This is a genomic window from Pseudomonas sp. LAM2023 (assembly GCF_016620375.1).
Lineage (GTDB): Bacteria > Pseudomonadota > Gammaproteobacteria > Pseudomonadales > Pseudomonadaceae > Aquipseudomonas > Aquipseudomonas anuradhapurensis.
Window position 1 is genome coordinate 599,370 of record NZ_JAENHV010000015.1, and the last position, 22,024, is coordinate 621,393.

Here is a 22,024-nt window from a genome sequence, read left to right on the forward strand (position 1 = left end):
CTTTGTGCAGCGGCCTTGCGTCGCGAAAGGGGTGCGAAGCGCCCCCACGATGCTGATATCGCCGGGACCGCTTCGCGGCCCTTTCGCGACGCAAGGCCGCTCCTACAGGGGATAGCGTTGCTTCACCGCGACAGAGGCAGGCTGGTGGTGGACTTGATCTCTGACAGCGCCACGATCGAGTTCACCTCCTGAATCCCTGGCACGTTCGATAGCTTTTCGAAGAAGAACCGTTCATAAGCCTCGATATCCGACGTAACGATCCGCAGCAGAAAGTCCACCGACCCCATCAGCACATAACACTCCAGCACCTCCGGAAACCCGCGGATCGCCTCGGTGAACTCGGTGAAGTTGGAGCGGCCATGAGCATTCAGTTTCACTTCGGCGAAGATCTGCGTATTCAAGCCGACCTTCTTGCGGTCCAGCAGTGTCACCTGCCCACGGATCACCCCCTCCTCCTTCAAGCGTTGGATGCGTCGCCAGCACGGCGATTGCGACAGCCCCACACGTTCGGCGATCTGCGCACTGGAGAGCGAAGCATCCTCCTGCAAGAGCTCGAGGATGCGGCGGTCGTAGGCGTCCAGCTCGCTGTGCATTGATTATTCTCCAGAAAGTCAAACTACGAACACTTCTATTCGCCAATACAGCGAATTGATTGAATCATAGCGAAAAAATACCCCTGCCAACGTGCAAGAATTTCTCCCACATCTGCGGAGACCAGCATGAACGCACAATCCCGTACCGACGCCTGGGCCGCCACCAACGCCCACAGCACCGTGCACTACCGCCTGCAGGCCGAAGCCGAGCCTGACAGCCTGTGCCGGGTCCTCAACCTGTTCGCCCTGCAATTCCTGACCCCGCACAGCGTGCAGGTCAGCCAGCAGGATGACTGGCTGGACATCGAGGTCGGCATCGGCGGCCTGAGCTGGCACCGGGCCGAAGTGATCGCGCAGAAGCTGCGTAACCTGGTGTGTGTGGGCGAGGTGAGCCTGACCAACCTGCAGCGGATGGAGCTGTCTGTGGTGTGAACGGTTCGCTGTTTCTGTGGAAACGGGTTTACCAGCGCAAACAGCAAGATTCAGAAACGCTTCACGCCAACCATTTTCCAGCGCCCGGCTAGGCTTGATCAGCACTTCCCCATCAGGCACGGACGCCCCAATGCACACCCCCGACAACCCGGCACTCGACCTCAGGCGCGTGCTCCAGGCCCTGCTCGCCGACCAGCACCTGCACGCCAACGACACCCTGCCAGTACTTGAGCACGCCAACACCCACCCCAGCACTCACCCACTGGAGCAGATCGCCGCCTGCGCCCTGGAGGACCGCCAGCACCCCGGTCAGCCCCTGGACCTGGATCGCCTCTGCCAATGGTTGGCCCACAGGGTCGGCCAGCCCTATCTGCGCATCGACCCGATGCAACTCGACCTGACGCAGATCAGCGGCCTGATCTCCCCTGCCTTCGCCCAGCGCCATGGCATTCTCATCGTCGCCGCCGACGACACCGGTGTCACAGTCGCCAGCGCCCAGCCGTACCAGGATGACTGGCAGGCCGACCTGGCCCGCAGCCTGGGCCGGCCGATACGTCGCGTGCTGGCCAGCCCGCTGCAGATTCGTCAGGCAGGACAGTCATTCCACCGGCTGGTTCAGTCGGTCAAGGGTGCGCAAAACCAGCAATCGGCCAGCCTCGGTGAACTCGAGCAGCTGCTGGAACTGGGCAAGCGCCAGGCCGAGGCCAGCGCCGACGACGCCCATATCGTGCATATCGTCGACTGGCTGCTGCAGTACGCCATCGAACAACGCGCCAGCGACATCCACCTGGAGCCCCGCCGTGACCAGGGCCAGCTGCGCTACCGCATCGATGGTCTGCTGCACTGCGTGTATGCCTTCCCGGCCGGGGTCACCCTGGCGCTGGTCAGCCGCCTGAAACATCTGGCACGCATGGACGTCGCGGAAAAACGCCGGCCACAGGATGGCCGCCTGCAAAGCTGCCTGCCTGGCGGCGCCGAGGTGGAGCTGCGGCTGTCGACCCTGCCGACCCCGTTCGGCGAGAAACTGGTGCTGCGCCTGTTCGACCCGCAACAGTTGCAAGAGGGCTTCGATCGCCTCGGCCTGGAAGGGTCGCAACTGGCGCAATGGCAAGGCCTGCTGCAGCAGCGCCAGGGCATCATCCTGGTCACCGGCCCGACCGGTTCCGGCAAGACCAGCACGCTGTACGCCAGCCTCAAGCTGCTGGCCACGCCGCAAGTCAATCTGTGCACCATCGAGGACCCCATCGAGCGCCTGGAGCCCGCATTCAATCAGTTGCAGGTACAGCCCGCCCTGGACCTGGGCTTTGCCAATGGGGTACGGGCCCTGCTGCGCCAGGACCCGGATATCATCATGATCGGCGAAATTCGCGACCGCGAAACTGCCCTGGTGGCGGTACAGGCGGCGCTGACCGGTCATCTGGTGCTATCCACCCTGCATACCAACGACGCCTGCAGTGCAATCACCCGCCTGCAGGAATTGGGCGTGGCCGACTACCTGATCAAGGCGACCCTGGTAGGCGTCATGGCTCAGCGCCTGGTGCGTACGCTGTGCGCAGATTGCCGCGGCGCAGTGACAATGCCCGCCGCCCAGCCCTGCCGTACCTGCCGGGGCACTGGGTTCCACGGCCGCACTGGCTTGTTCGAACTGCTGGTGCCCAGCGATAGCCTGCGCGCACAAATAGGCCCCGGCAGCGATCTGGCCAGTTTGCGGCGCCAGGCAAAGGCCGATGGCCTGCTCGACTTGCGGACTTGTGGGGAGACCAAGGTAGCCTGCGGGCAGACCCGACAAGAGGAAGTGCTACGGGTCTGTTCGTAGGCAAAAACGGCTTGTATTCAAGGAACTTAGCTCGTTGCCGCAAATCCAACCGCGCATCTTCAACCCTCACCCCTTTCGAGGTGTTTCAACATGCGTCTCAAAACCGCCATCGCCGCCGCTGCCTTGCTTTCGCTGCCTATTGGCTCGGCCATGGCCGATACCTTCTGGCGTAACGTGATGACCACTGGTGCTACCACGGCATCGAGCTACCTGACCTCGGGGGACCACAAGCTGGTGATGGCGGCGCAGGATGACGCCGGCAGCTTCGTGGCCAGCGAAGGCGCGATTCGTGGGCCGTTCCTGGAAGCGGCAATTCGTCAGGCCCGCGCCGAGAACCCGGGCCTGCAGGCCACCGACATGGAACTGGCCAATGCCATTCTGGCCAAGAATGCCGTAGCCGAGTAACCGCGTCGCCTGCTTCGCGGGCATGCCCGCGAAGCATTCAACAGCGATCTGCAGCCCTACCGATAAGCCTCCACCGGCACACAAGCACAGAACAGATTCCTGTCCCCATAAACGTTGTCGACCCGGTTCACCGTCGGCCAGTACTTGTGCTGTCGTACGTGAGCACTGGGCGCCACCGCCTGCTCCAGGCTATAGGGCCTGTCCCACGCCCCCAGCACGTCAGCTAGCGTATGCGGCGCATGCTTGAGCGGGTTGTTCTCCGCCGGCCAGTTACCCTCCTGCACTTCGCCGATTTCCGCGCGAATCGCCAGCATCGCCTCGACGAACCGGTCCAGTTCGGCCTTCGACTCACTCTCCGTCGGCTCGACCATCAGCGTGCCCGGCACCGGGAAGGACATGGTCGGCGCATGGAAGCCATAGTCCATCAGGCGCTTGGCCACATCCTCTTCACTGATACCGGTCAGCGCCTTCAGGGGGCGCAGGTCGAGGATGCACTCATGCGCCACCCGCTGGTTGCGCCCGCGGTAGAGCACGGGGAAGGCGCCGCTCAACTGGCTGGCCAGGTAGTTGGCCGAAAGGATCGCCACTTCGCTGGCATCAGCCAGCTGTGGGCCCATCATGGCGATGTACATCCAGCTGATCGGCAAGATGCTCGCACTCCCCCAGGGCGCGGCACTGACTGCACTGTTGTTCGGCTCCAGGCCGGGTACCGGCACCACCGGGTGGCTGGCAACGAACGGTTTGAGGTGCTCGCGGATGCCGATCGGGCCCATGCCGGGGCCGCCACCGCCGTGGGGTATGCAGAACGTCTTGTGCAGGTTCATGTGGGAAACGTCGGCGCCAATATCGGCCGGGCGCGCCAGCCCCACCTGGGCATTGAGGTTGGCGCCATCCATGTACACCTGGCCACCGTGCTGGTGCACAACTTCGCAGATTTCGCGAATGCCCTCTTCGTATACGCCGTGGGTCGACGGGTAGGTGATCATCAGGCACGACAGGCGGTCTGCGGCGGCGTGCGCCTTGGCCTTGAGGTCGGCCAGGTCAACGTTGCCATGGTCGTCGCAATCAACGATCACCACCTCCATGCCGGCCATCTGCGCCGAGGCCGGGTTTGTACCGTGGGCTGAGGACGGGATCAGGCACAAGGTGCGTTGCGGCTGGTGACGGCTGCGGTGGTAGCGGGTGATGGCCATCAGGCCGGCATATTCGCCCTGGGCACCGGAATTGGGCTGCATGCAGATGGCATCGAAGCCGGTAATGGCGCACAACCAGCTTTCCAGTTCGTCGATCATCGCCTTGTAGCCGGCGGCCTGGGCGGCTGGGGCAAACGGGTGCAACTGAGCAAAGCCCGGCCAGGTGATAGGGATCATCTCGCTGGTGGCGTTGAGCTTCATGGTGCACGAGCCCAGCGGGATCATCGACTGGTTCAGCGCCAGGTCCTTGTTCTCCAGCTGCTTGAGGTAGCGCAGCATTTCGGTTTCGCTGTGGTGCAGGTTGAACACCGGGTGCGCGAGGAACGGCGTGCGCCGCACCAGACTCGCTGGAATCCCTTCGGGCAGGGCGAGCTGGTCGAGAGCGGCAATGTCCAGGCCGTGGTCCACGCCCAGGAAGATGTCGAACAGGCGCAGCACCGTCTGCTCCGAACAGGTCTCGTCAAGGCTCACGCCCAGGCGCCCGCGGCCAAGGATACGCAAATTGACCTGCGCAGCTTCGGCGCTTTCGATGATGGCCGCCTGGGCGCCACCGACATCCACGGTCAGCGTGTCGAAGAAATGCTGGTTCAACCGCCGGATACCCTTGGCTTCGAGGCCGGCGGCCAGGATGAAGGTCAACCGATGCACACGCTGGGCGATGCGCTGCAGGCCTTCGGGGCCATGGTAGACCGCGTAGAAGCCGGCAATGTTGGCCAGCAGCACCTGCGCCGTGCAGATGTTGGAGTTGGCCTTTTCGCGGCGAATATGCTGCTCGCGGGTTTGCAGGGCCATGCGCAGGGCGGTGTTGCCACGGGCATCGCGCGATACGCCGATGATGCGCCCCGGCATGGCCCGCTTGTAGTCGTCGCGACAGGCGAAATAGGCCGCATGAGGGCCGCCATACCCCATCGGTACGCCAAAGCGCTGGGTCGAACCCAGTACCACATCCGCACCCAGTTCCCCAGGCGGCGCCAACAGCACGAGGCTGAGCAGGTCCGCCGCCACACAGGCCAGTGCATGCTGGCTGTGCAACTGGTCGATCAGCGGGCGCAGGTCGCGTACTTCGCCATGAGTGTCGGGGTACTGCAGCAAAGCACCGAATACCGCGTGTTTGCCAAGGTTATCCACAGCGTCGACGATCAGTTCGAAGCCAAAGCCCTCAGCGCGAGTCTTCAGCACCGACAGGGTCTGCGGGTGGCAATGTTCGTCGGCAAAGAAGGCTTTGCTCTTGTTGCGTGCCACCCGCTTGGCCAATGCCATGGCTTCGGCGGCAGCAGTAGCCTCGTCGAGCAGCGAGGCATTGGCCAGGGCCAGCCCGGTAAGGTCGATGACCATCTGCTGGAAATTCAGCAGCGCCTCCAGCCGGCCTTGGGCGATTTCGGGCTGATACGGGGTATAGGCGGTGTACCAGCCGGGGTTTTCCAGCACGTTGCGCAGGATGACCGTCGGCGTGATGGTGCCGTGGTAGCCCATGCCGATCAGGCTCGTCCAGACCTGGTTCTGTTCGGCGTAGCTGGCGAGTTTGGCCAGGGCGGCCTGTTCGTCCAGCGCAGCGGGCAAGTCGAGCGGGCGATCGAGACGGATGTCTGGCGGTACGGTCTGCTCGATCAGCTCACTGCGGCTGGCGACGCCAAGCGCATTGAGCATGGCCTGCTGCTCTGCAGCATCGGGGCCCAGGTGACGACGCAGGAAAGGGTTGGGCTCTTGCAGTTGATGCAGGGATGGCGACTGGGACATGACGACGCTCTCTTCCTGGAACAGCTCTCATGGAGACTTACAAGTCTAGGAAGGGATTGCCGATTGTGCGGGGAAACTTGTTTTCGCCTGGCGACTGCCGGGGGCGCTTTGCGCCCCTATCGCGACACAAGGCCGCTCCTACAATGGATCGCGATCGCCTATAGGACCGGCCTGGTGTCGATAGGGCTGCGAAACAGCCCCAAGGATCCTGCTGTTACTCGCCGATGGCAGCCTTGTAGCCAGCAGCATCCAGCAGCTTGTCCAGCTCGGCCGGGTTGCTTGGCTTCAGCTTGAAGATCCACGCTTCGTAAGGTGCTTCGTTGAGCAGTCCCGGGCTTTCAGCCAGCTCCTCGTTGACCGCAATCACTTCGCCACCCACCGGGGCATAGATGTCCGAAGCGGCCTTCACCGACTCGACCACACCGGCGGCGTCGCCAGCGCCAAACGCCTTGCCGACCTCGGCCAGTTCGACGAACACCACGTCACCCAGGGCTTCCTGGGCGTGGTCGCTGATACCCACGGTCACAGTGCCGTCGGCTTCCAGGCGGGCCCACTCATGGCTTTTGGCATAACGCAGGTCGCTAGGGATATCGCTCATGTCTTGAATTCCTCGATTGGCTCAGCGGTACGCCCGCCGGTTGAAAATTGTTCAGATCAGGATCTTGCCGTGGCGCACGAAGGTCGGTTTGACCACCCGCACCGGGTACCACTTACCGCGAATTTCCACCTCGGCCCGGTCGCCGGTGGCCATGGGTACGCGTGCAAGGGCAATGGACTTGCTCAGCGTAGGCGAGAAACTACCACTGGTGATCTCCCCTTCGCCAATCCCTGCCACCCGGACCACCTGGTGGGCACGCAGTACACCACGCTCTTCCAGCACCAGGCCGACCAGTTTTTCCTGTACACCTTGTTCGATTTCCGCCAGCAGGCCGGCGCGGCCGATGAAGTCGCGCTCGGCGGGCTCCCAGGCGATGCTCCAGCCCAGGTTGGAAGTGAGTGGTGTGTGTGCTTCGTCGATGTCCTGGCCGTACAGGTTCATGCCGGCTTCCAGGCGCAGGGTGTCGCGGGCGCCAAGGCCGCTTGGGGCAATACCGGCGCCGACCAGGTCGTTGAAGAAGGCCACGGCCTGCTCGCCAGGAAGGATGATCTCCAGGCCGTCTTCACCTGTATACCCGGTGCGGGCAATGAACCAGTCGCCTTCGGCAATGCCCTCGAATGGGCGCAGTTCGCGAATCAGCGCGGCGCGCGCAGGGCTGAGCAGGGCAGCGACCTTTTCGCGTGCATGCGGGCCCTGGATGGCGAGGATGGCCAGATCGGGACGGGCCCGGAAATCCACGGCAAAACCGGCACGCTGTGCGGCCAGCCAATCGAGTACCTTGGCCCGGGTGGCGGCGTTGGTGACCAGGCGGTAGCCGGTTTCGGTGCGGTAGACGATCAGGTCGTCGATGACCTTGCCCTGCTCCTGCAGCAACGGGCTGTACAGTGCCTTGCCGATATCGTCGAGACGGGCCACGTCGTTGGCCAGCAGGCGCTGCAACCAGGCAGTGGCGTCGCTGCCGTCGACATCGATCACGGTCATGTGGGACACATCGAACACCCCGCAATCGCTGCGCACCTGATGGTGCTCCTCGACCTGCGAGCCATAGTGCAGGGGCATGTCCCAGCCACCGAAATCGACCGTCTTGGCGCCCAGCGCCAGGTGCAGGTCGTACAAAAGCGTGCGCTGTCCCATGGGTTTCTCCTTCCGGGCGTGGCGAAGCGGCGGCGGTCGATGACGTTGGGTCGTCAGCTCTTCTTGTACAGGACCCGCCGCGCGAGTGCCGCGCATTGTAGCCGCAAGGGCGCGGGCTGACACCCTCAGTGACTGTGACCGGGTCGACGAGCCGAACGGCGAATCAGGCCGATGACCGGCAGCAACCCCACCAGCACCAGGCTCAGTGCCGGCAGCGATGCACGTGCCCACTCACCCTCGCTGGTCATCTCGAACACCCGCACGGCCAGGGTGTCCCAGCCGAACGGGCGCATCAGCAAGGTGGCCGGCATTTCCTTGAGGACGTCGACGAATACCAGCAAGGCGGCGCTGAGGGCACCCGGTACCAGCAGCGGCAGATACACCTTGAAAAACAATCTCATGCCACCGACACCCAGACTGCGCGATGCCTCGGGAAGCGACGGGCGAATACGCTCCAGGCTGCTTTCCAGCGGCCCGTAAGCCACCGCGATGAAGCGCACCAGGTAGGCCAGCAGCAACGCAGCAAGGCTACCCAGCAATAGTGGCTTGCCAGCCCCGCCCAGCCAGCTGGACAGCGGGATGACCAGCTGGTTATCGAGGTAGCTGAAGGCCAGCATGATCGATACCGCCAGCACCGAACCAGGCAAGGCATAGCCCAGGTTGGCCAGGCCGACCCCGGCGCGGATGGCATTCGTCGGTGCCTGGCGCCGTGCAAAGGCCAGCAGCAGCGCCACGCTCACCGTGACCAGCGCCGCCATGCCGCCCAGGTACAGGGTGTGCAGCACCAGGCCGACGTAGCGCTCGTCCAGGTCATGCCGGCCGCGCTGCCAGAACCAGCTCAGCAGTTGCAACAGCGGGATGACGAAGGCGCAGGCGAACACCAGCAGGCACCAGCCACTGGCCAGCAACGCCTTGATCCCACGCAGGTGGTACAGCGCCTGCCCGCGCGGGCGCTCGTTGCCGCTGCGGCTGGCGCCGCGTGCCCGGCGTTCGCCGTACAGCACCAGCATCACCGCCAGCAACAGCAGGCTGGCCAGCTGGGCTGCGCTGGACAGGCTGAAGAAGCCGTACCAGGTCTTGTAGATGGCGGTGGTGAAGGTGTCGAAGTTGAACACCGCCACAGCGCCAAAGTCCGCCAGGGTTTCCATCAACGCCAGGGCTATCCCGGCGCCGATAGCCGGCCGCGCCATGGGCAGCGCCACGCGCCAGAATGCTTGCAGCGGGGACAGCCCAAGCACCCGCGCCGCTTCCATCAGGCCTTTGCCCTGGGCCAGGAAGGCGCTGCGCGCCAGCAGGTAGACATAGGGGTAGAACACCAGCACCAGCACGATGATCACCCCACCGGTCGAACGCACCCGCGGCAGGCGCATTGGCCCGAACAGCTCGCGCAAGGCGCTTTGTACCGGGCCGGCGAAGTCCAGCAGGCCAACGAAGACGAACGCCAGCACGTAGGCAGGGATGGCGAACGGGAGCATCAGCGCCCAGTCCAGCCAGCGCCGGCCGGGGAACTCGCAGAGGCTGGTCAGCCAGGCCAGGCTGACACCCAGCAGGGTGACGCCGATGCCAACGCCCACCACCAGCGTCAGGGTATTGCCCAGCAGGCGGCTCATCTGGGTGTCGAGCAGGTGCGACCAGATCTGCAGGTCGATCGACTGCCACGACAGCAGCAACACGCTCAGGGGCAGGAGCACCAGGGCGGCGATCAGGGCGACCGGGAGGTACCAGCGGCGTTGGGCGGTGTGCGGCAAGTAGAATGTCTCTGTGGATGATTTGCGACCGCCTTGCGGTCGTTCGCGGGCATGCCCGCTCCCACAGGGACCCCACATGCGCCAAAGGCAGTGGCCAACCTGTAGCAGCGGGCGTGCCCGCGAAAAGGCCTGATAAGCCCCGGAAGGATAAAGCCTGGCGCTTAGTTCCAGCCAGCCCGGTCCATCAAGCGAATCGCTTCAGCCTGACGCTTGCCGGCGATCTCCACCGGAATGCTGTCGGCCTTGAAGCTGCCCCACGCCGCCACTTCGTCCGATGGCTTGACCTTGGGGTTGGCCGGGAACTCCTGGTTGATGTCGGCAAACAGCTTCTGCGCCTCTTCAGTAGTCATCCATTCCACCAGTTTCTTCGCCGCCTCCGGGTGTGGCGCATGCTTGGTCAGGCCGATGCCGGACAGGTTCACGTGCACGCCACGGTCACCCTGGTTGGGCCAGAAGATCTTCACCGGCAGTTTCGGGTTCTGCTGGTGCAGCCGGCCGTAGTAATAGGTGTTGACCACGCCCACGTCGCACTGGCCGGCCTCGATGGCCTGGATCACCGCGTTGTCATCGGAGAACACGTCGGTGGACAGGTTGTTGACCCAGCCTTTGACGATCTGCTCGGTCTTCGCCTCGCCGTGGGTCTCGATCAGGGTGGCAGTCAGCGACTGGTTGTACACCTTCTTTGCCGTACGCAGGCACAGGCGGCCTTCCCACTGTTTGTCGGCCAGGGCCTCGTAGGTGCTCAACTCCTCCGGCTTGACCCGCTCGGTGGAGTAGATGATGGTGCGCGCGCGCAGGCTCAGGCCAGTCCAGTCGTGCGACGAAGCGCGGTACTGCGGCGGGATGTTGCGGTCGATGATGTCGGACTGGATCGGCTGCAGGATGCCCATCTGCTCGGCCTGCCACAGGTTACCGGCATCGACGGTCAGCAGCAGGTCGGCCACGCCGTTGTCGCCCTCGGCCTTGATGCGTTGCATCAGTGGGGCCTCCTTGTCGGTGATGAACTTGATCTTCACCCCGGTCTTGGCGGTATAGGCATCGAACACTGGCTTGATCAGCTCGTCGATGCGCGAGGAGTACACCACCACTTCGTCCGCCGCCTGGGCAGTGCCGCCGAACAGGGTCAGGGCCAGGGCGGCCAGTAGGGGCTTGCGTGGCAACATGGAAAGCGCTCCTCGGATCGTATGAGAGGCGCAAATGGTAGTGAATCCCATTTTCCGGCTCATCTACCTAGCCGTTACTGGATGTTGCAGAGGGATAACAGTTGCGAGGTTCCTGTGGGAGCGGGCATGCCCGCGAACACCGGCAAAGCCGGCGCCATACACCGCGTTGCCTGTTTCGCGGGCATGCCCGCTCCCACAGATTCCAGCAATCTCATGCCTTGGCGAGATCCGGCAGATCACCGGTCAAACCCAGCGCCTGGCGCACGAACAGCGCCTTGGCCTCCGGCATCTGCTGCACCAGCTTCAAGCCAGTGTTACGTAACCAGCGCAACGGCAACGGGTTGGCCTGGAACAACCGCTCGAACCCTTCCATCGCCGCCATCAGCGCCAGGTTGTGCGGCATGCGTCGGCGCTCGTAACGGCTCAGCACTTTCACATCCGCCAGCCGCTCGCCACGCTCGCAGGCATTTACCAGCACCTCGGCCAGCACTGCCGCATCGAGGAAGCCCAGGTTGACACCCTGCCCGGCCAACGGGTGAATGGTATGCGCGGCATCGCCGATCAAGGCCAGGCCTTCATCCACATAACGCTTGGCATGGCGCTGGCGCAACGGCACGCACACCCGCGGGTCGGCCTGCAGGACATCCCCCAGGCGCCCCTCGAAAGCCTGCTGCAGGGCCTTCACGAAGGCCGCTTCATCCAATGCCATCAACTGCTCGGCATGCTCCGGCGTGGTCGACCAGACGATCGAGCACCAGTCCTGCTGGCCATCGCGGGTCAACGGCAGGAACGCCAACGGCCCTTCATCGGTGAAACGCTGCCAGGCCGTGGCCTGGTGCCCGGCGCTGCAACGCACGCTGGTGACGATGGCATGGTGCAGGTAATCCCACTCGCGGGTTTCGCAACCAGCCAGACGGCGCACCGCCGAGTTGGCGCCGTCGGCGGCGATCACCAGCGGCGTGCGCAGCTGACGGCCGTCGGCCAGGGTCAGCAGCCATTCATCGCCCGAGCGGCGCAACTGTTCGAGCCGCGCGTTGGCTAGCAGGCCGATGTCACTGTCATGCAGGCGCTCCAGCAGGCCATCCTGCACCACCCGGTTCTCGACGATGTGGCCAAGTACCTGGGCATGCACGCTGGCAGCCGAGAAGTGAATCTGGCCGGTGCCACTGCCGTCCCACACATGCATGTCCGAGTAGGGCGTAGCGCGCCGCCGGGCAATGCCATCCCAGGCGCCCAGGCGTTCGAGGATGCGCTGGCTGGCCGCCGACAGCGCGCTGACTCGCGGTTCGAACGGGGCCTGGGCATCGAACGGCTTGACCGCCAGCGGGCCACCGTCGAGCAAGAGGATTTGCAGGCCGCTGTGGCGTAACGCCAGGGCCAGGGCGCTGCCGACCATACCGGCACCGACAATCAACAGATCTGCGCGCATTTCCATGCCTTACGCCAGCCTCGCTTGCGGCTTGAGCCGCACATATAGGGTTTTATCGACCCGCGCCACCAGCTCGCCGGCGCCGTCGCGAATATCGACCTGCAGCCGCGGCAGGCACTTCTTGCCAGTGGCGGTCTGCTGGCGAATCTCGTCCAGCAACGCGTCATCGACGTGGAGTTCGGCATACACCGGGCCTTTGCCCGGTGAAATGAAATCGATGCTGGCGGCCTTGTCCCAGACGATGTAGTCACGCCCCAGCTGCTCGATCAGCAACAGCATGTAGAACGGGTCGACCATGCCGTACAGGCTGCCGCCGCACTGGGTACCAACGTAGTTGCGGTTCCAGCGGGTCAGCTTCATCGCTACCTTGACGCTGCGCAGGTCGGCACTGATGTGCTGCACGCGGATACCGGCGCCGAGGTGCGGCGGGAACAGGTTCAGGCGCCAACGCAACAGGCGCGCGCGGCGCGCCAGCCGGCGTGCATCAGCGGTCATGCCTGCCCCCGCGAATCGGCGCGGGTGCCCAGGCCCATGGCCTGGCGGGCAAACCAGCTTTTCGCCGGCGGCAGCAGGTCGAGCCCGAGCAGCCCGAGGTTGCGCCCGGCGGCCAGCAACGGCTGGCTGCTGCCGAACAGGCGGGTAACCTGATCGGAAAAACCGATGGTCAAGGCCTGGTCCAGGCGCTGGCGCTGTTGATAAGCCTGCAGGGTGGTCAGGTCGCCAGGCCGCTGCGGGCCGGCCAGCAATGCTTCGGCCAGCGCCTGCACGTCACGCAGTGACAGGTTGAAGCCCTGCCCGGCAATCGGGTGCAGGCTGTGCGCGGCGTTGCCCAGCACCACCAGGTGCGGCCGCACCTGCTCCTCGGCCTCGATCAGCGACAACGGGTAGAGGTGCCGCGCGCCAACCTGGCGCAGCGCGCCCAGGCGGTAGCCGAACACCGCCTGCAACTCGCGCAGGAAGTGGCGCTCGTCGATATCGGCCAGGCGCCGCGCATCCATGCCCTGGCGGGTCCAGACCAGCGCGCAGCGGTTTTCCGGCAGCGGCAGCAGGGCCATGGGGCCGGCTTCGGTGAAACGCTCGAAGGCCTGGCCACCGTGGGCCTCGCCCGGGGTGATATTGGCGATCAACGCGCTTTGTTGGTAGGGCGTGTGACGCACATGGATGCCCAGCTGTTCGCGCAGGCCGGAGCGACCACCGTCGGCAAGCACCGCCAGGTCACATTCAAGCTGGGTGTCGTCGTTCAGCATCAGCCGGTAGCCACCTTCGATCGCCTGCATCGAGGTCACTTCCGCCGGGCAGCGCCAGCTCACCACGTCAGTGTCCAGGCCTTGCCACAGGCATTGGCCCAACCAGGCGTTTTCCACCACGTAACCCAGCGCCGGCACGCCTTCTTCCTGGGCATCCAGGCGGGTAGCGCCGAAGCGGCCACGATCGGAAACATGAATCTGCCGGATCGGCTCGGCGCGGCGCTCGATCGCTTGCCACAAGCCCAACTGCTGGTAGATCTGCCGGGTGCCGAACGACAGTGCCGACGAGCGCGCATCATAGCTGGGCTGGAAGCTGTCGCCGGGGGCGAATGGCTCGATCAGCAGGATTTTCCAGCCGCGCGCCTTGGCCCCGGCTTGCAGGGCCAAGGCCAGGCTTGCGCCGACCAGGCCGCCACCGATGATCGCCAGATTCACCCGGTTCATGCGACGTCCTTGCGCGCTGCCTGCATCAGCGCCTCGATCTCGGCGACCGTGCGCGGCACGCCCGAAGTCAGGATTTCACAGCCTTGCCTGGTCACCACCACGTCATCCTCGATTCTTACACCGATGCCGCGCCACTTCTTCGCCACGGCCTGATTGTCGGCGCCGATATAGATGCCCGGCTCGACGGTCAGCGCCATGCCGGGTTCAAGCACCCGCCATTCGCCGCCAACCTTGTACTCGCCCACGTCATGCACATCCATGCCCAGCCAGTGCCCGGCGCGGTGCATGTAGAAGGCGCGGTAGGCCTCACTGTCGATCAAGGCCTGCACTTCGCCTTGGAGCAGGCCCAATTGCACCAGGCCCTCGGTGATCACCCGCACGGTCGCCTCGTGGGCGTGGTTCCAGTGCTTGCCCGGGGCGATTTCGGCAAACGCCGCCGCCTGGGCCTTGAGCACCAGCTCGTAGATGGCCTTCTGCTCGGGCGAAAAACGCCCGCTGACCGGGAAGGTACGGGTGATGTCGCTGGCGTAGCAGTCGATCTCGCAGCCGGCATCGATCAGCACCAGGTCGCCATCCTTGAGCGGCGCGTCGTTCTGCTGGTAGTGCAGGATGCAGGCATTGCGCCCGGCCGCGACGATCGAGCCGTAGGCCGGCATCTTCGCCCCGCCCTTGCGGAACTCGTAGTCCAGCTCGGCTTCCAGGCTGTATTCATGCAGCCCGGCCCGGCAGGCCTGCATGGCCCGCACGTGGGCCCGTGCCGAGATGTCTGCGGCAGCACGCATCACTTTCACTTCCGCCGCTGATTTATACAGGCGCATGTCGTGCAGCAGATGATCCAGCGCAACGAACTCGTTCGGCGGCTGGGCGCCCAGGCGTGCCTTGGAGCGGATCACGTTGATCCAGTCCATCAGCCGGCGGTCGAATTCGGGGTTGCTGCCCATGGCGCTGTAGACCCGCTCGCGGCCTTCGATCAGGCCCGGCAGGATCTCGTCGATGTCGGTGATGGGGAAGGCATCGTCGGCGCCAAAGTCGCGCACCGCGCCCTCCTGGCCGGCACGCAGGCCGTCCCACAGCTCGCGCTCGGGGTTGCGTTCACGGCAGAACAGCACGTATTCGCCATGCTCGCGCCCCGGGATCAGCGCGATCACCGCCTCCGGCTCGGGGAAGCCGCTGAGGTACTGGAAGTCGCTGTCCTGGCGGTACACATGCTCGACGTCGCGGTTACGAATGGCAACCGCAGCGGCGGGCAGGATGGCGATGCTGTTGGGGACCATCTGCGCCATCAGCGCCTTGCGCCGACGGGCATATTCGGCTTTGGGAATGTGGCTCATGGGCAGACTACCCCGGTTGATCAGTGCAGCGATGGCTTGGGCGCGGGGGCGGCCGGCTTGGCCAGCTCGGAGAACAGCAGCAGCGGCGCCACACGCAGGTATTCCATGACCTCCATGTAGTCGCTCTCGCCGTCCTCGGACTCTTCGAGGGCTTCCTGGACCTGGGAAATGGCCACCAGGTCCTGCAGCACTTCCTTGGCCTCGTCGGACAGCTCCTTGCCACCGGCATTCAGACCGAAACCGGTAATGAAGCCTTGGCACCACTGGCCGAGCGCGGTGGCACGGTCGCTCAGGGCGGCGTCGTCGGAAGGCAGCAGCAGGACGATCGCCATGTCGTCGCTGGTCAGCTCGCCCTTGACCATTTCCTGCAGGCCAACCAGGGCGTTGCGCACAGTGTCGCCAGGTTCGGTTTCCAGCAGCTGGGCGGCATCGGCCAGCCAGCCTTCGGCGTCGAAGCCGGCACCGGCGCAACTGCGGCCGATCAGCAGGCCGTGCAGTTCGGCCGGGGTGACAGGATGGCCATTGCTGGACAGCAGCATGGCGAAGGCGATGTAGGGCGATTGGGTATTGGGCATGGGCAGCTAGGCGCCAGACGGCGCAATGACTAGAATGGAGACCTTGTATCCTAGCACCGGCAGGCGCGCCAAGACCATCGGCACTGGCCGTCGCCGCCCGGCGAGAGGCATCATCATCGCCACGGTGACTCAATGACGGAGCGAATCGAGTGCAACCCACGCAAGAGAACGACCTGCAGGCACTGATGAGCCGATTCGAGTTGCTGATCCAACGCGTCGAGCAACTAAAACGGCAAAATGCACTCCTAGTAGCTCAGGAAAAATCCTGGCGCGAAGAGCGCGCCCACCTCATCGAAAAGAACGAGATCGCCAGGCGCAAGGTCGAGTCGATGATTTTACGCCTCAAGGCTCTGGAGCAAGACTCATGAGTTCAAGCAATAGCGTCACCGTGCAGATCCTCGACAAGGAATATTCGATCATCTGCCCGCCGGAAGAGCGCAACAACCTGGTCAGCGCGGCGCGCTACCTGGACGGCAAGATGCGCGAGATCCGCAGCAGCGGCAAGGTGATCGGCGCCGACCGCATCGCGGTCATGGCCGCGTTGAACATCACCCACGAAATGCTGCACCGCCAGGAAGACCGCAATGATGCGCCGGCCGGCGGTACCACCCGCGAACAGGTGCGCGACCTGCTGGAGCGGGTCGATCAGGCGCTGTCCGACGATGCGGATACCAAAATCGGCTGAGGTTGGTATACTGGCGCCACTCCCTGGGGGATGCGCCAGTCGGTTATGTCCCTGAGCCGATACGCACAACCACGGGGGTTGCACGCTGGGGCCGGTGTGCATGTCCGCCCGACGGAAAGCCTTAACGCCCCCTGCAATCTCCACCTTGAACTTTCGGGTTCAAGGGCTACACCGATAGCGGTCTTATCGGGGAGCCTGAATTCTCTTGCCCGCCTCTACCGGCGGGCAATTCGTTTTGGTCGGCCATGTCGGCCAACACACTTGGGACCGCTCGTGCCATGACCGACACCGCGCCGCTCACCCGCCCCCAGCTTCGCCGCCTGCTGCGCAATGCCCGCCGCGCCCTCACCCCGGCCCAGCAACGCCAGGCCGCTGTCGGCCTGTACCGCCAGCTGGCGCAACACCCGCTATTCCGCCGGGCCCGGCACATTGCCCTGTACCTGCCCAATGACGGCGAGATCGACCCTGCCCTGCTGCTGCGCGAGGCCCAGCGCCGTGGCAAGCGTGTCTACCTGCCGGTACTCCATGCCTGGCCACGCACACGAATGGTGTTCCAGCGCTTCGAACAGGGCGAAAAGCTCAAGCCCAACCGCTTTCGCATTCCCGAGCCAGTCACCGAGCGCAAGCGCCAGCGCCCGATCTGGTCGCTGGACCTGATCCTGCTACCGCTGGTCGGTTTCGACGAAGTGGGCGGGCGCCTGGGAATGGGCGGCGGCTTCTATGATCGCAGCCTGGCCTACCAGGCGCGTCGCCAGACCTGGAAAAAGCCATTGCTGTTAGGGCTGGCGCATGAATGCCAGAAGGTCGAGCGGCTGGCGCAGGCCAGCTGGGATGTACCGCTGCAGGGCACGGTCTCGGACCGCGGCTGGTACCTGGCGCCACGTTGAAGGGCGCCAGCGAGGGGGATCAACGTTGTGGCTGGCTGGCATCGACCGGCATCTGGTAGGCATTGTCCAGCTTGCGCTCCCAGAACCCTTGCGCATAACCGGTAGTGACCACACCCAGGCCGAAAATGAACACCAAGACCCACAGCAAGTCTGGCTTGTTGCGTTGATTCATCGAAGATTGCCCCCCCGGCAAACTGTCCAGCGCTCGGCGATTTTCTGGGTATCGCCGGAGCATCGTGCTTTTATCGGGGCGCATTTTCCGACAACCTGCGTCTACACGCAAACCTTGACGTCAACCGGCTGTCGGTTTCGTGCAACAGGTTATTTCAAACCATTTCAGGAGCACCTCCATGGCCTACTGGCTGATGAAATCCGAGCCCGACGAGCTCTCCATCGAAGCCCTTGGCCGCCTCGGCGAAGCGCGCTGGGACGGCGTGCGCAACTACCAGGCACGTAACTTCCTGCGGGCCATGAGCGTTGGCGACGAATTTTTCTTCTACCACTCCAGTTGCCCGCAACCGGGCATCGCCGGCATTGCCAGAATCACCCGCGCGGCCTACCCGGACCCGACCGCGCTGGACCCGCAAAGCCCTTATCACGATGCCAAGGCCACGCCGGAAAAGAACCCGTGGAGCGCGGTGGATGTGGCCCATGTGCAGACGCTGCCACGGGTGCTGGAACTGGGCTGGCTGAAACAGCAGGCCGGCCTGGCCGAACTGCCGCTGGTACAGAAGGGCAGCCGCCTGTCGGTGATGCCGGTGACTGCAGAGCAATGGGCGGTGATTGTCGCTTTGCGTTGAAACTGCGGCTAAGGTCATAAACCAAATGGGGCTGCGGGGCAGGCCCCGTCATGGATTTGACCAATATCAACACACCACCCATGGCCGCAGGCCATGATGCAGTGTGCATGACCGCAAGGATGCAGAACGATGAACCGATACGCCCCCAGAATCTTCGCCACCGCGCTGCTCGCCCTGCTTGCGGCAGCCGCTGGGCTGGGGTACTGGAAGTCGCTGCACGACCAGTTGCCCGAAGGCCTGAGCATGGGCAACGGTCGCCTCGAAGCCACCGAAGTGCAAATCGCCAGCAAGATCCCCGGCCGCCTGGCCGAAGTGCTGGTCGATGAAGGTGACAAGGTCACCCGCGGGCAATTGCTTGCACGTATCGACACGCGCACCATGGAAGCCCAACGCAGCCAGGCCGAAGCCGAAGTGCTGCGCGCCCGGGAAAACTATGCCGCGGCCCAGGCCAGCGTGCAGCTGCGCCAGAGCGAACTGCTGCTGGCCAGCCAGGAACTCAAGCGTGTGCGCGAGATTTTCCAGCGCAAATACGCCAGCCAGCAGTTGCTTGACCAGCAACAGGCGCGCTTCGACACGGCAAACGCAGCGGTGGTCGCCGCCCGCGCCCAGCTGGCCGCCATCAAGGCTGCCATCGGTGCTGCCGAAGCCCAGGTGGCGCAACTCACCAGCGAAATCGACGACAGCAGCCTGCGCGCACCGATCAACGGCATCATTCAACTGCGCCTGGCCGAACCCGGTGAAGTGCTGGGTGCCGGCGGCCGTGTATTGATGCTGATCGACCCCAGCGACCAGTACATGAACCTGTACCTGCCGGCCTCCACCAGCGGCCGCCTGACCGTCGGCGATCAGGCGCGCATCGTGCTCGACGCCCTGCCCGAGCGGGCGCTGCCAGCGAAGGTAGCCTTCGTCGCCGCCAAGGCCCAGTTCACCCCCAAGCAGGTGGAAACCCGCGACGAACGGCAGAAGCTGGTGTTCCGCGTCAAGCTGCGCCTGAGCGACCCGGGCGCCGTGCCGCAGGCCAAACCGGGCATGCCAGGCGCCGGCTATGTACGCACGGCTGAGGTGGACTGGCCGGCCAACCTGCAATGAACGCCCCGGCACTGCTGGCCGAAGGCATCAGCCACCGCTATGGCGACCTGGTGGCATTGCACACCCTCGGCTTCAGCCTGCCGGCGGGCACCCGCTGCGCGCTGATCGGCCCGGACGGGGCTGGCAAGTCGACCCTGCTGGGCCTGATCGCCGGGGTCAAGCGCCTGCAACAGGGCGAACTGCAGGTGTTGGGTGGTTCGATCCGTCAGCGGCGCCACCGCGCGGCGCTGTACCCCAAAGTGGCGTTCATGCCGCAAGGGCTGGGCAACAACCTTTATCCGGAACTGTCGATCAGCGAGAACATCCGCTTTTTCGCCACCCTGTTCGGCCTTGGCCGCCGCGAATGCGAGCAGCGCATGGCCAACCTGCTGCAGGCCACCGACCTGCAGCGCTTCGCCGAGCGCCCGGCGGGCAAGCTGTCAGGCGGCATGAAACAGAAACTGGGCCTGTGTTGTGCGTTGATCCACGAGCCGGACCTGCTGATCCTCGATGAGCCGACCACTGGCGTCGACCCGCTGTCGCGGCGGCGCTTCTGGGAGCTGGTCGAAGAGGTTCGCGCGCAGCGCCCGCAACTGACCCTGCTGGTGGCCACCGCGTACATGGAAGAAGCCGAACAGTTCGAGCACTGCCTGATGCTCGATGGCGGCCACCTGCTGGCCGCCGGGCCTAGCCACGAATTGGCTGCGGCCACCCCCAGCGGCAAGCTGGACGATGCCTTCACCCAGTACCAGGGTGCGGGCAAGGCGCAACACCCGCCGCTGATCATCCCGCCACGCCCGGCGTCTGACGGCCCGGTGGCGATCGAAGCCCACGACCTGACCTTGCGCTTTGGCGACTTCACGGCGGTGAACAAGGTCAGTTTCGCCATTGGCCGCGGGGAAATTTTCGGCTTTCTCGGCTCCAACGGCTGCGGCAAGACTACCACCATGAAAGTGCTCACCGGGCTGATACCGGCCAGTGAGGGCAGCGCCAGCCTGCTCGGCCGTCCGGTGGATGCCAGCGACCTGGCCACACGCAAGCGGGTCGGTTTCATGTCGCAGAGCTTTTCGCTGTATGGCGAGCTCAGCACACGGCAGAACCTGACCCTGCATGCGCGCTTGTTCGACCTGCCCAAGGCGGAGAGCGCCCAACGCATCGATGAACTGATCGAGCGCTTCGACCTCGGCGCCATTGCCAACCAGCCGTCCGGCGCCCTGCCCCTCGGCCTGCGCCAGCGCCTGTCGCTGGCGGTCGCAGTATTGCACCGCCCGGAAGTGCTGATCCTCGACGAACCCACCTCCGGTGTCGACCCGGCCGCCCGCGACGACTTCTGGCGCCTGCTGGTAGAACTGTCACGCGAGCAGGGCGTGACCATTTTCCTGTCCACTCACTTCATGAACGAAGCGCAGCGCTGCGACCGCATCTCGCTGATGCACGCCGGCCAGGTACTGGCCTGCGACACGCCGGATGCCCTGCAGCGCCAGTACCAGGGCGACACCCTCGAAGACGCGTTCGTGCGCTGCCTGGAACAAGCCCAGGAGCTGGCCCCGTCGACCACCGACAGCACCGTGCTGGAGCAGGCTGCCACGCCTGCACCAGCGCTACGCCAAGGCTTCAGCCTGCGGCGCCTGCTGGCCGTGGCCAGCCGCGAGGGCAAGGAACTGCTGCGCGACAAGGTACGCCTGGCCTTCGCCCTGCTGGGTGCGATGTTCATGATGGTGATCTTCGGCTATGGCATTTCGCTGGATGTGGAAAACCTCGCCTTCGCCGTCCACGATCAAGACCAGAGCCCGCAAAGCCGCGCCTACCTAGAAGCCTTCCGTGGCTCGCGCTATTTCGCCGAGCAACCGCTGATCCGCGATTCCCGCGACATGCACCAGCGCCTGCAGCGCTCGGAGATCAAGCTGGCGCTGGAGATTCCGCCCGGCTTTGGCCGCGACCTGTATGCCGGCCGCCAACCGGTGGTGGCCGCCTGGCTCGACGGTGGCATGCCGTTCCGCGCCGAAACCAGCCGCAACTACGTGGAAGCCGTGCACCAGGCCAACCTCGAACAGCTGGCGAAGGCCAGCAAACAGCCACAGCCACGCCAGGACCTGGTGCGCCTGGAAACACGTTTTCGCTACAACCAGGACGTGGTCAGCGTGAATGCCATCGGCCCGGGTGTGATGGCCCTGATCCTGGCCTTCATCCCGGCCATGCTTACCGCGCTGGGCATCGTCCGCGAGAAAGAACTTGGCGCCATCACCAACTTCTACGCCACACCGCTCACCCGCCTGGAGTTCCTGCTCGGCAAGCAGATGCCGTACCTGGCCGTGAGCCTGGTCAACCTGGCGCTGCTGGTGGCGATGAACCGCTGGCTGTTCGCCGTACCGCTCAAGGGCAGCGTGCTGGCCCTGGCCTGTGGCGGCGTTGCCTACCTGCTGGCAACCACCAGCCTGGGCCTGCTGATCTCGGCTTTCACTCGCACCCAGATCGCCGCCATCCTCGGCACCATGATCATCACCAGCCTGCCGACCATCCAGTTTTCCGGCCTGATCGTGCCACGCTCGTCGCTGGACGGTGCAGCGGCGGTGATGGGCCAGTTGTTCCCGGCGGGCTACTTTCTCGATATTGCGGTGGGCACCTTCACCAAGGCGCTGGGCCTGCGCGAACTGTGGCCGCAGTGCCTGATCCTGCTGGGCTTCTTCACCGTATTCACCGGCCTCAGCCTGGCCATGCTGAAGAAGCAGGAGGCCTGAC

At 64.7% G+C, this 22,024-nt stretch carries 21 protein-coding genes and 1 other RNA gene; 10 read left to right on the top strand and 12 right to left on the bottom strand.

The annotated features are described in order from the left end of the window. Window positions 1-122 precede the first annotated feature (122 nt). Window positions 123-593, bottom strand: a complete 471-nt coding sequence (locus JKP78_RS08285; RefSeq protein WP_043198918.1) for an Lrp/AsnC family transcriptional regulator — start codon at window positions 591-593, stop codon at window positions 123-125. Between the two features lie 126 nt (window positions 594-719). Here JKP78_RS08285 and JKP78_RS08290 point away from each other — a divergent pair, with 126 nt between their 5' ends. The 3 genes from JKP78_RS08290 to JKP78_RS08300 all read left to right on the top strand — a co-directional run bounded on the left by JKP78_RS08290 (window position 720) and on the right by JKP78_RS08300 (window position 3,246). Continuing rightward, entirely contained in the window at window positions 720-1,025 is a 306-nt protein-coding gene (locus tag JKP78_RS08290; RefSeq protein ID WP_186684129.1) for a hypothetical protein, read from the top strand. Between the two features lie 130 nt (window positions 1,026-1,155). Further along, window positions 1,156-2,841 carry a GspE/PulE family protein gene (locus tag JKP78_RS08295; RefSeq protein WP_186684128.1) on the top strand — a complete coding sequence of 562 codons (1,686 nt, stop codon included), beginning with the start codon at window positions 1,156-1,158 and terminating at the stop codon, window positions 2,839-2,841. A 90-nt stretch (window positions 2,842-2,931) separates the two neighbouring features. Beyond that, window positions 2,932-3,246: a DUF2388 domain-containing protein gene (locus JKP78_RS08300; RefSeq protein ID WP_186671998.1), complete on the top strand. Its 315-nt coding sequence runs from the start codon at window positions 2,932-2,934 to the stop codon at window positions 3,244-3,246. Between the two features lie 56 nt (window positions 3,247-3,302). On the opposite strand, the gene gcvP is transcribed toward JKP78_RS08300, so the two are convergent. The 10 genes from gcvP to JKP78_RS08350 form a co-directional block, all read right to left on the bottom strand. Next, window positions 3,303-6,176 (bottom strand): aminomethyl-transferring glycine dehydrogenase, encoded by a 2,874-nt coding sequence (gene gcvP, locus JKP78_RS08305; RefSeq protein WP_186684127.1) that lies wholly within the window; start codon window positions 6,174-6,176, stop codon window positions 3,303-3,305. 214 nt (window positions 6,177-6,390) lie between these two features. Continuing rightward, window positions 6,391-6,774, bottom strand: a complete 384-nt coding sequence (gene gcvH, locus JKP78_RS08310; RefSeq protein WP_186684125.1) for a glycine cleavage system protein GcvH — start codon at window positions 6,772-6,774, stop codon at window positions 6,391-6,393. 51 nt (window positions 6,775-6,825) lie between these two features. Beyond that, window positions 6,826-7,908: a glycine cleavage system aminomethyltransferase GcvT gene (gene gcvT, locus JKP78_RS08315; protein WP_186684123.1), complete on the bottom strand. Its 1,083-nt coding sequence runs from the start codon at window positions 7,906-7,908 to the stop codon at window positions 6,826-6,828. A gap of 125 nt (window positions 7,909-8,033) precedes the next feature. Then, window positions 8,034-9,656 carry an ABC transporter permease gene (locus JKP78_RS08320; RefSeq protein ID WP_170033635.1) on the bottom strand — a complete coding sequence of 541 codons (1,623 nt, stop codon included), beginning with the start codon at window positions 9,654-9,656 and terminating at the stop codon, window positions 8,034-8,036. 161 nt (window positions 9,657-9,817) lie between these two features. Further along, complete coding sequence (locus JKP78_RS08325) at window positions 9,818-10,819, bottom strand: extracellular solute-binding protein (RefSeq protein WP_170033637.1); 1,002 nt, start codon at window positions 10,817-10,819, stop codon at window positions 9,818-9,820. 211 nt (window positions 10,820-11,030) lie between these two features. Beyond that, window positions 11,031-12,248 carry a 2-octaprenyl-3-methyl-6-methoxy-1,4-benzoquinol hydroxylase gene (locus JKP78_RS08330; protein WP_170033639.1) on the bottom strand — a complete coding sequence of 406 codons (1,218 nt, stop codon included), beginning with the start codon at window positions 12,246-12,248 and terminating at the stop codon, window positions 11,031-11,033. Between the two features lie 9 nt (window positions 12,249-12,257). Next, entirely contained in the window at window positions 12,258-12,743 is a 486-nt protein-coding gene (locus JKP78_RS08335) for a DUF4442 domain-containing protein (protein ID WP_186684121.1), read from the bottom strand. Then, window positions 12,740-13,939, bottom strand: coding sequence for a 2-octaprenyl-6-methoxyphenyl hydroxylase (gene ubiH, locus JKP78_RS08340; protein ID WP_186684119.1), 1,200 nt, complete (start codon window positions 13,937-13,939; stop codon window positions 12,740-12,742). The genes JKP78_RS08335 and ubiH overlap by 4 nt, the downstream gene beginning before the upstream one ends. Then, the gene (gene pepP / locus JKP78_RS08345) at window positions 13,936-15,270 is read right to left on the bottom strand and encodes a Xaa-Pro aminopeptidase (RefSeq protein ID WP_170033645.1); all 1,335 of its coding nucleotides are present in this window, start codon (window positions 15,268-15,270) and stop codon (window positions 13,936-13,938) included. The genes ubiH and pepP overlap by 4 nt, the downstream gene beginning before the upstream one ends. A gap of 20 nt (window positions 15,271-15,290) precedes the next feature. Then, window positions 15,291-15,845, bottom strand: coding sequence for a YecA/YgfB family protein (locus JKP78_RS08350; protein WP_170033647.1), 555 nt, complete (start codon window positions 15,843-15,845; stop codon window positions 15,291-15,293). A 185-nt stretch (window positions 15,846-16,030) separates the two neighbouring features. Here JKP78_RS08350 and JKP78_RS08355 point away from each other — a divergent pair, with 185 nt between their 5' ends. The 4 genes from JKP78_RS08355 (at window position 16,031) to JKP78_RS08370 (ending at window position 17,417) form a co-directional block, all read left to right on the top strand. Continuing rightward, entirely contained in the window at window positions 16,031-16,213 is a 183-nt protein-coding gene (locus JKP78_RS08355) for a TIGR02449 family protein (RefSeq protein ID WP_170034340.1), read from the top strand. Beyond that, window positions 16,210-16,530, top strand: coding sequence for a cell division protein ZapA (locus JKP78_RS08360; protein ID WP_003259368.1), 321 nt, complete (start codon window positions 16,210-16,212; stop codon window positions 16,528-16,530). The genes JKP78_RS08355 and JKP78_RS08360 overlap by 4 nt, the downstream gene beginning before the upstream one ends. A 17-nt stretch (window positions 16,531-16,547) precedes the next feature. Then, a non-coding RNA gene (ssrS, locus tag JKP78_RS08365) (6S RNA) lies at window positions 16,548-16,727 on the top strand. 81 nt (window positions 16,728-16,808) lie between these two features. Then, window positions 16,809-17,417 (top strand): 5-formyltetrahydrofolate cyclo-ligase, encoded by a 609-nt coding sequence (locus JKP78_RS08370; RefSeq protein ID WP_170033649.1) that lies wholly within the window; start codon window positions 16,809-16,811, stop codon window positions 17,415-17,417. A gap of 19 nt (window positions 17,418-17,436) precedes the next feature. Here the strand turns inward: JKP78_RS08370 and JKP78_RS08375 are convergent, their stop codons facing one another. Further along, complete coding sequence (locus JKP78_RS08375) at window positions 17,437-17,589, bottom strand: hypothetical protein (RefSeq protein ID WP_170033651.1); 153 nt, start codon at window positions 17,587-17,589, stop codon at window positions 17,437-17,439. Window positions 17,590-17,767: 178 nt separating this feature from the next. Here JKP78_RS08375 and JKP78_RS08380 point away from each other — a divergent pair, with 178 nt between their 5' ends. From JKP78_RS08380 to rbbA, 3 genes are all read left to right on the top strand, one after another. Further along, on the top strand, window positions 17,768-18,217 hold the full coding sequence (locus tag JKP78_RS08380) for an EVE domain-containing protein (RefSeq protein WP_170033653.1): 450 nt from the start codon (window positions 17,768-17,770) through the stop codon (window positions 18,215-18,217). Between the two features lie 129 nt (window positions 18,218-18,346). Further along, window positions 18,347-19,306: an HlyD family secretion protein gene (locus JKP78_RS08385; RefSeq protein WP_170033655.1), complete on the top strand. Its 960-nt coding sequence runs from the start codon at window positions 18,347-18,349 to the stop codon at window positions 19,304-19,306. Then, window positions 19,303-22,023, top strand: coding sequence for a ribosome-associated ATPase/putative transporter RbbA (rbbA, locus tag JKP78_RS08390; protein WP_200626527.1), 2,721 nt, complete (start codon window positions 19,303-19,305; stop codon window positions 22,021-22,023). The genes JKP78_RS08385 and rbbA overlap by 4 nt, the downstream gene beginning before the upstream one ends. Window position 22,024 lies beyond the last annotated feature (1 nt).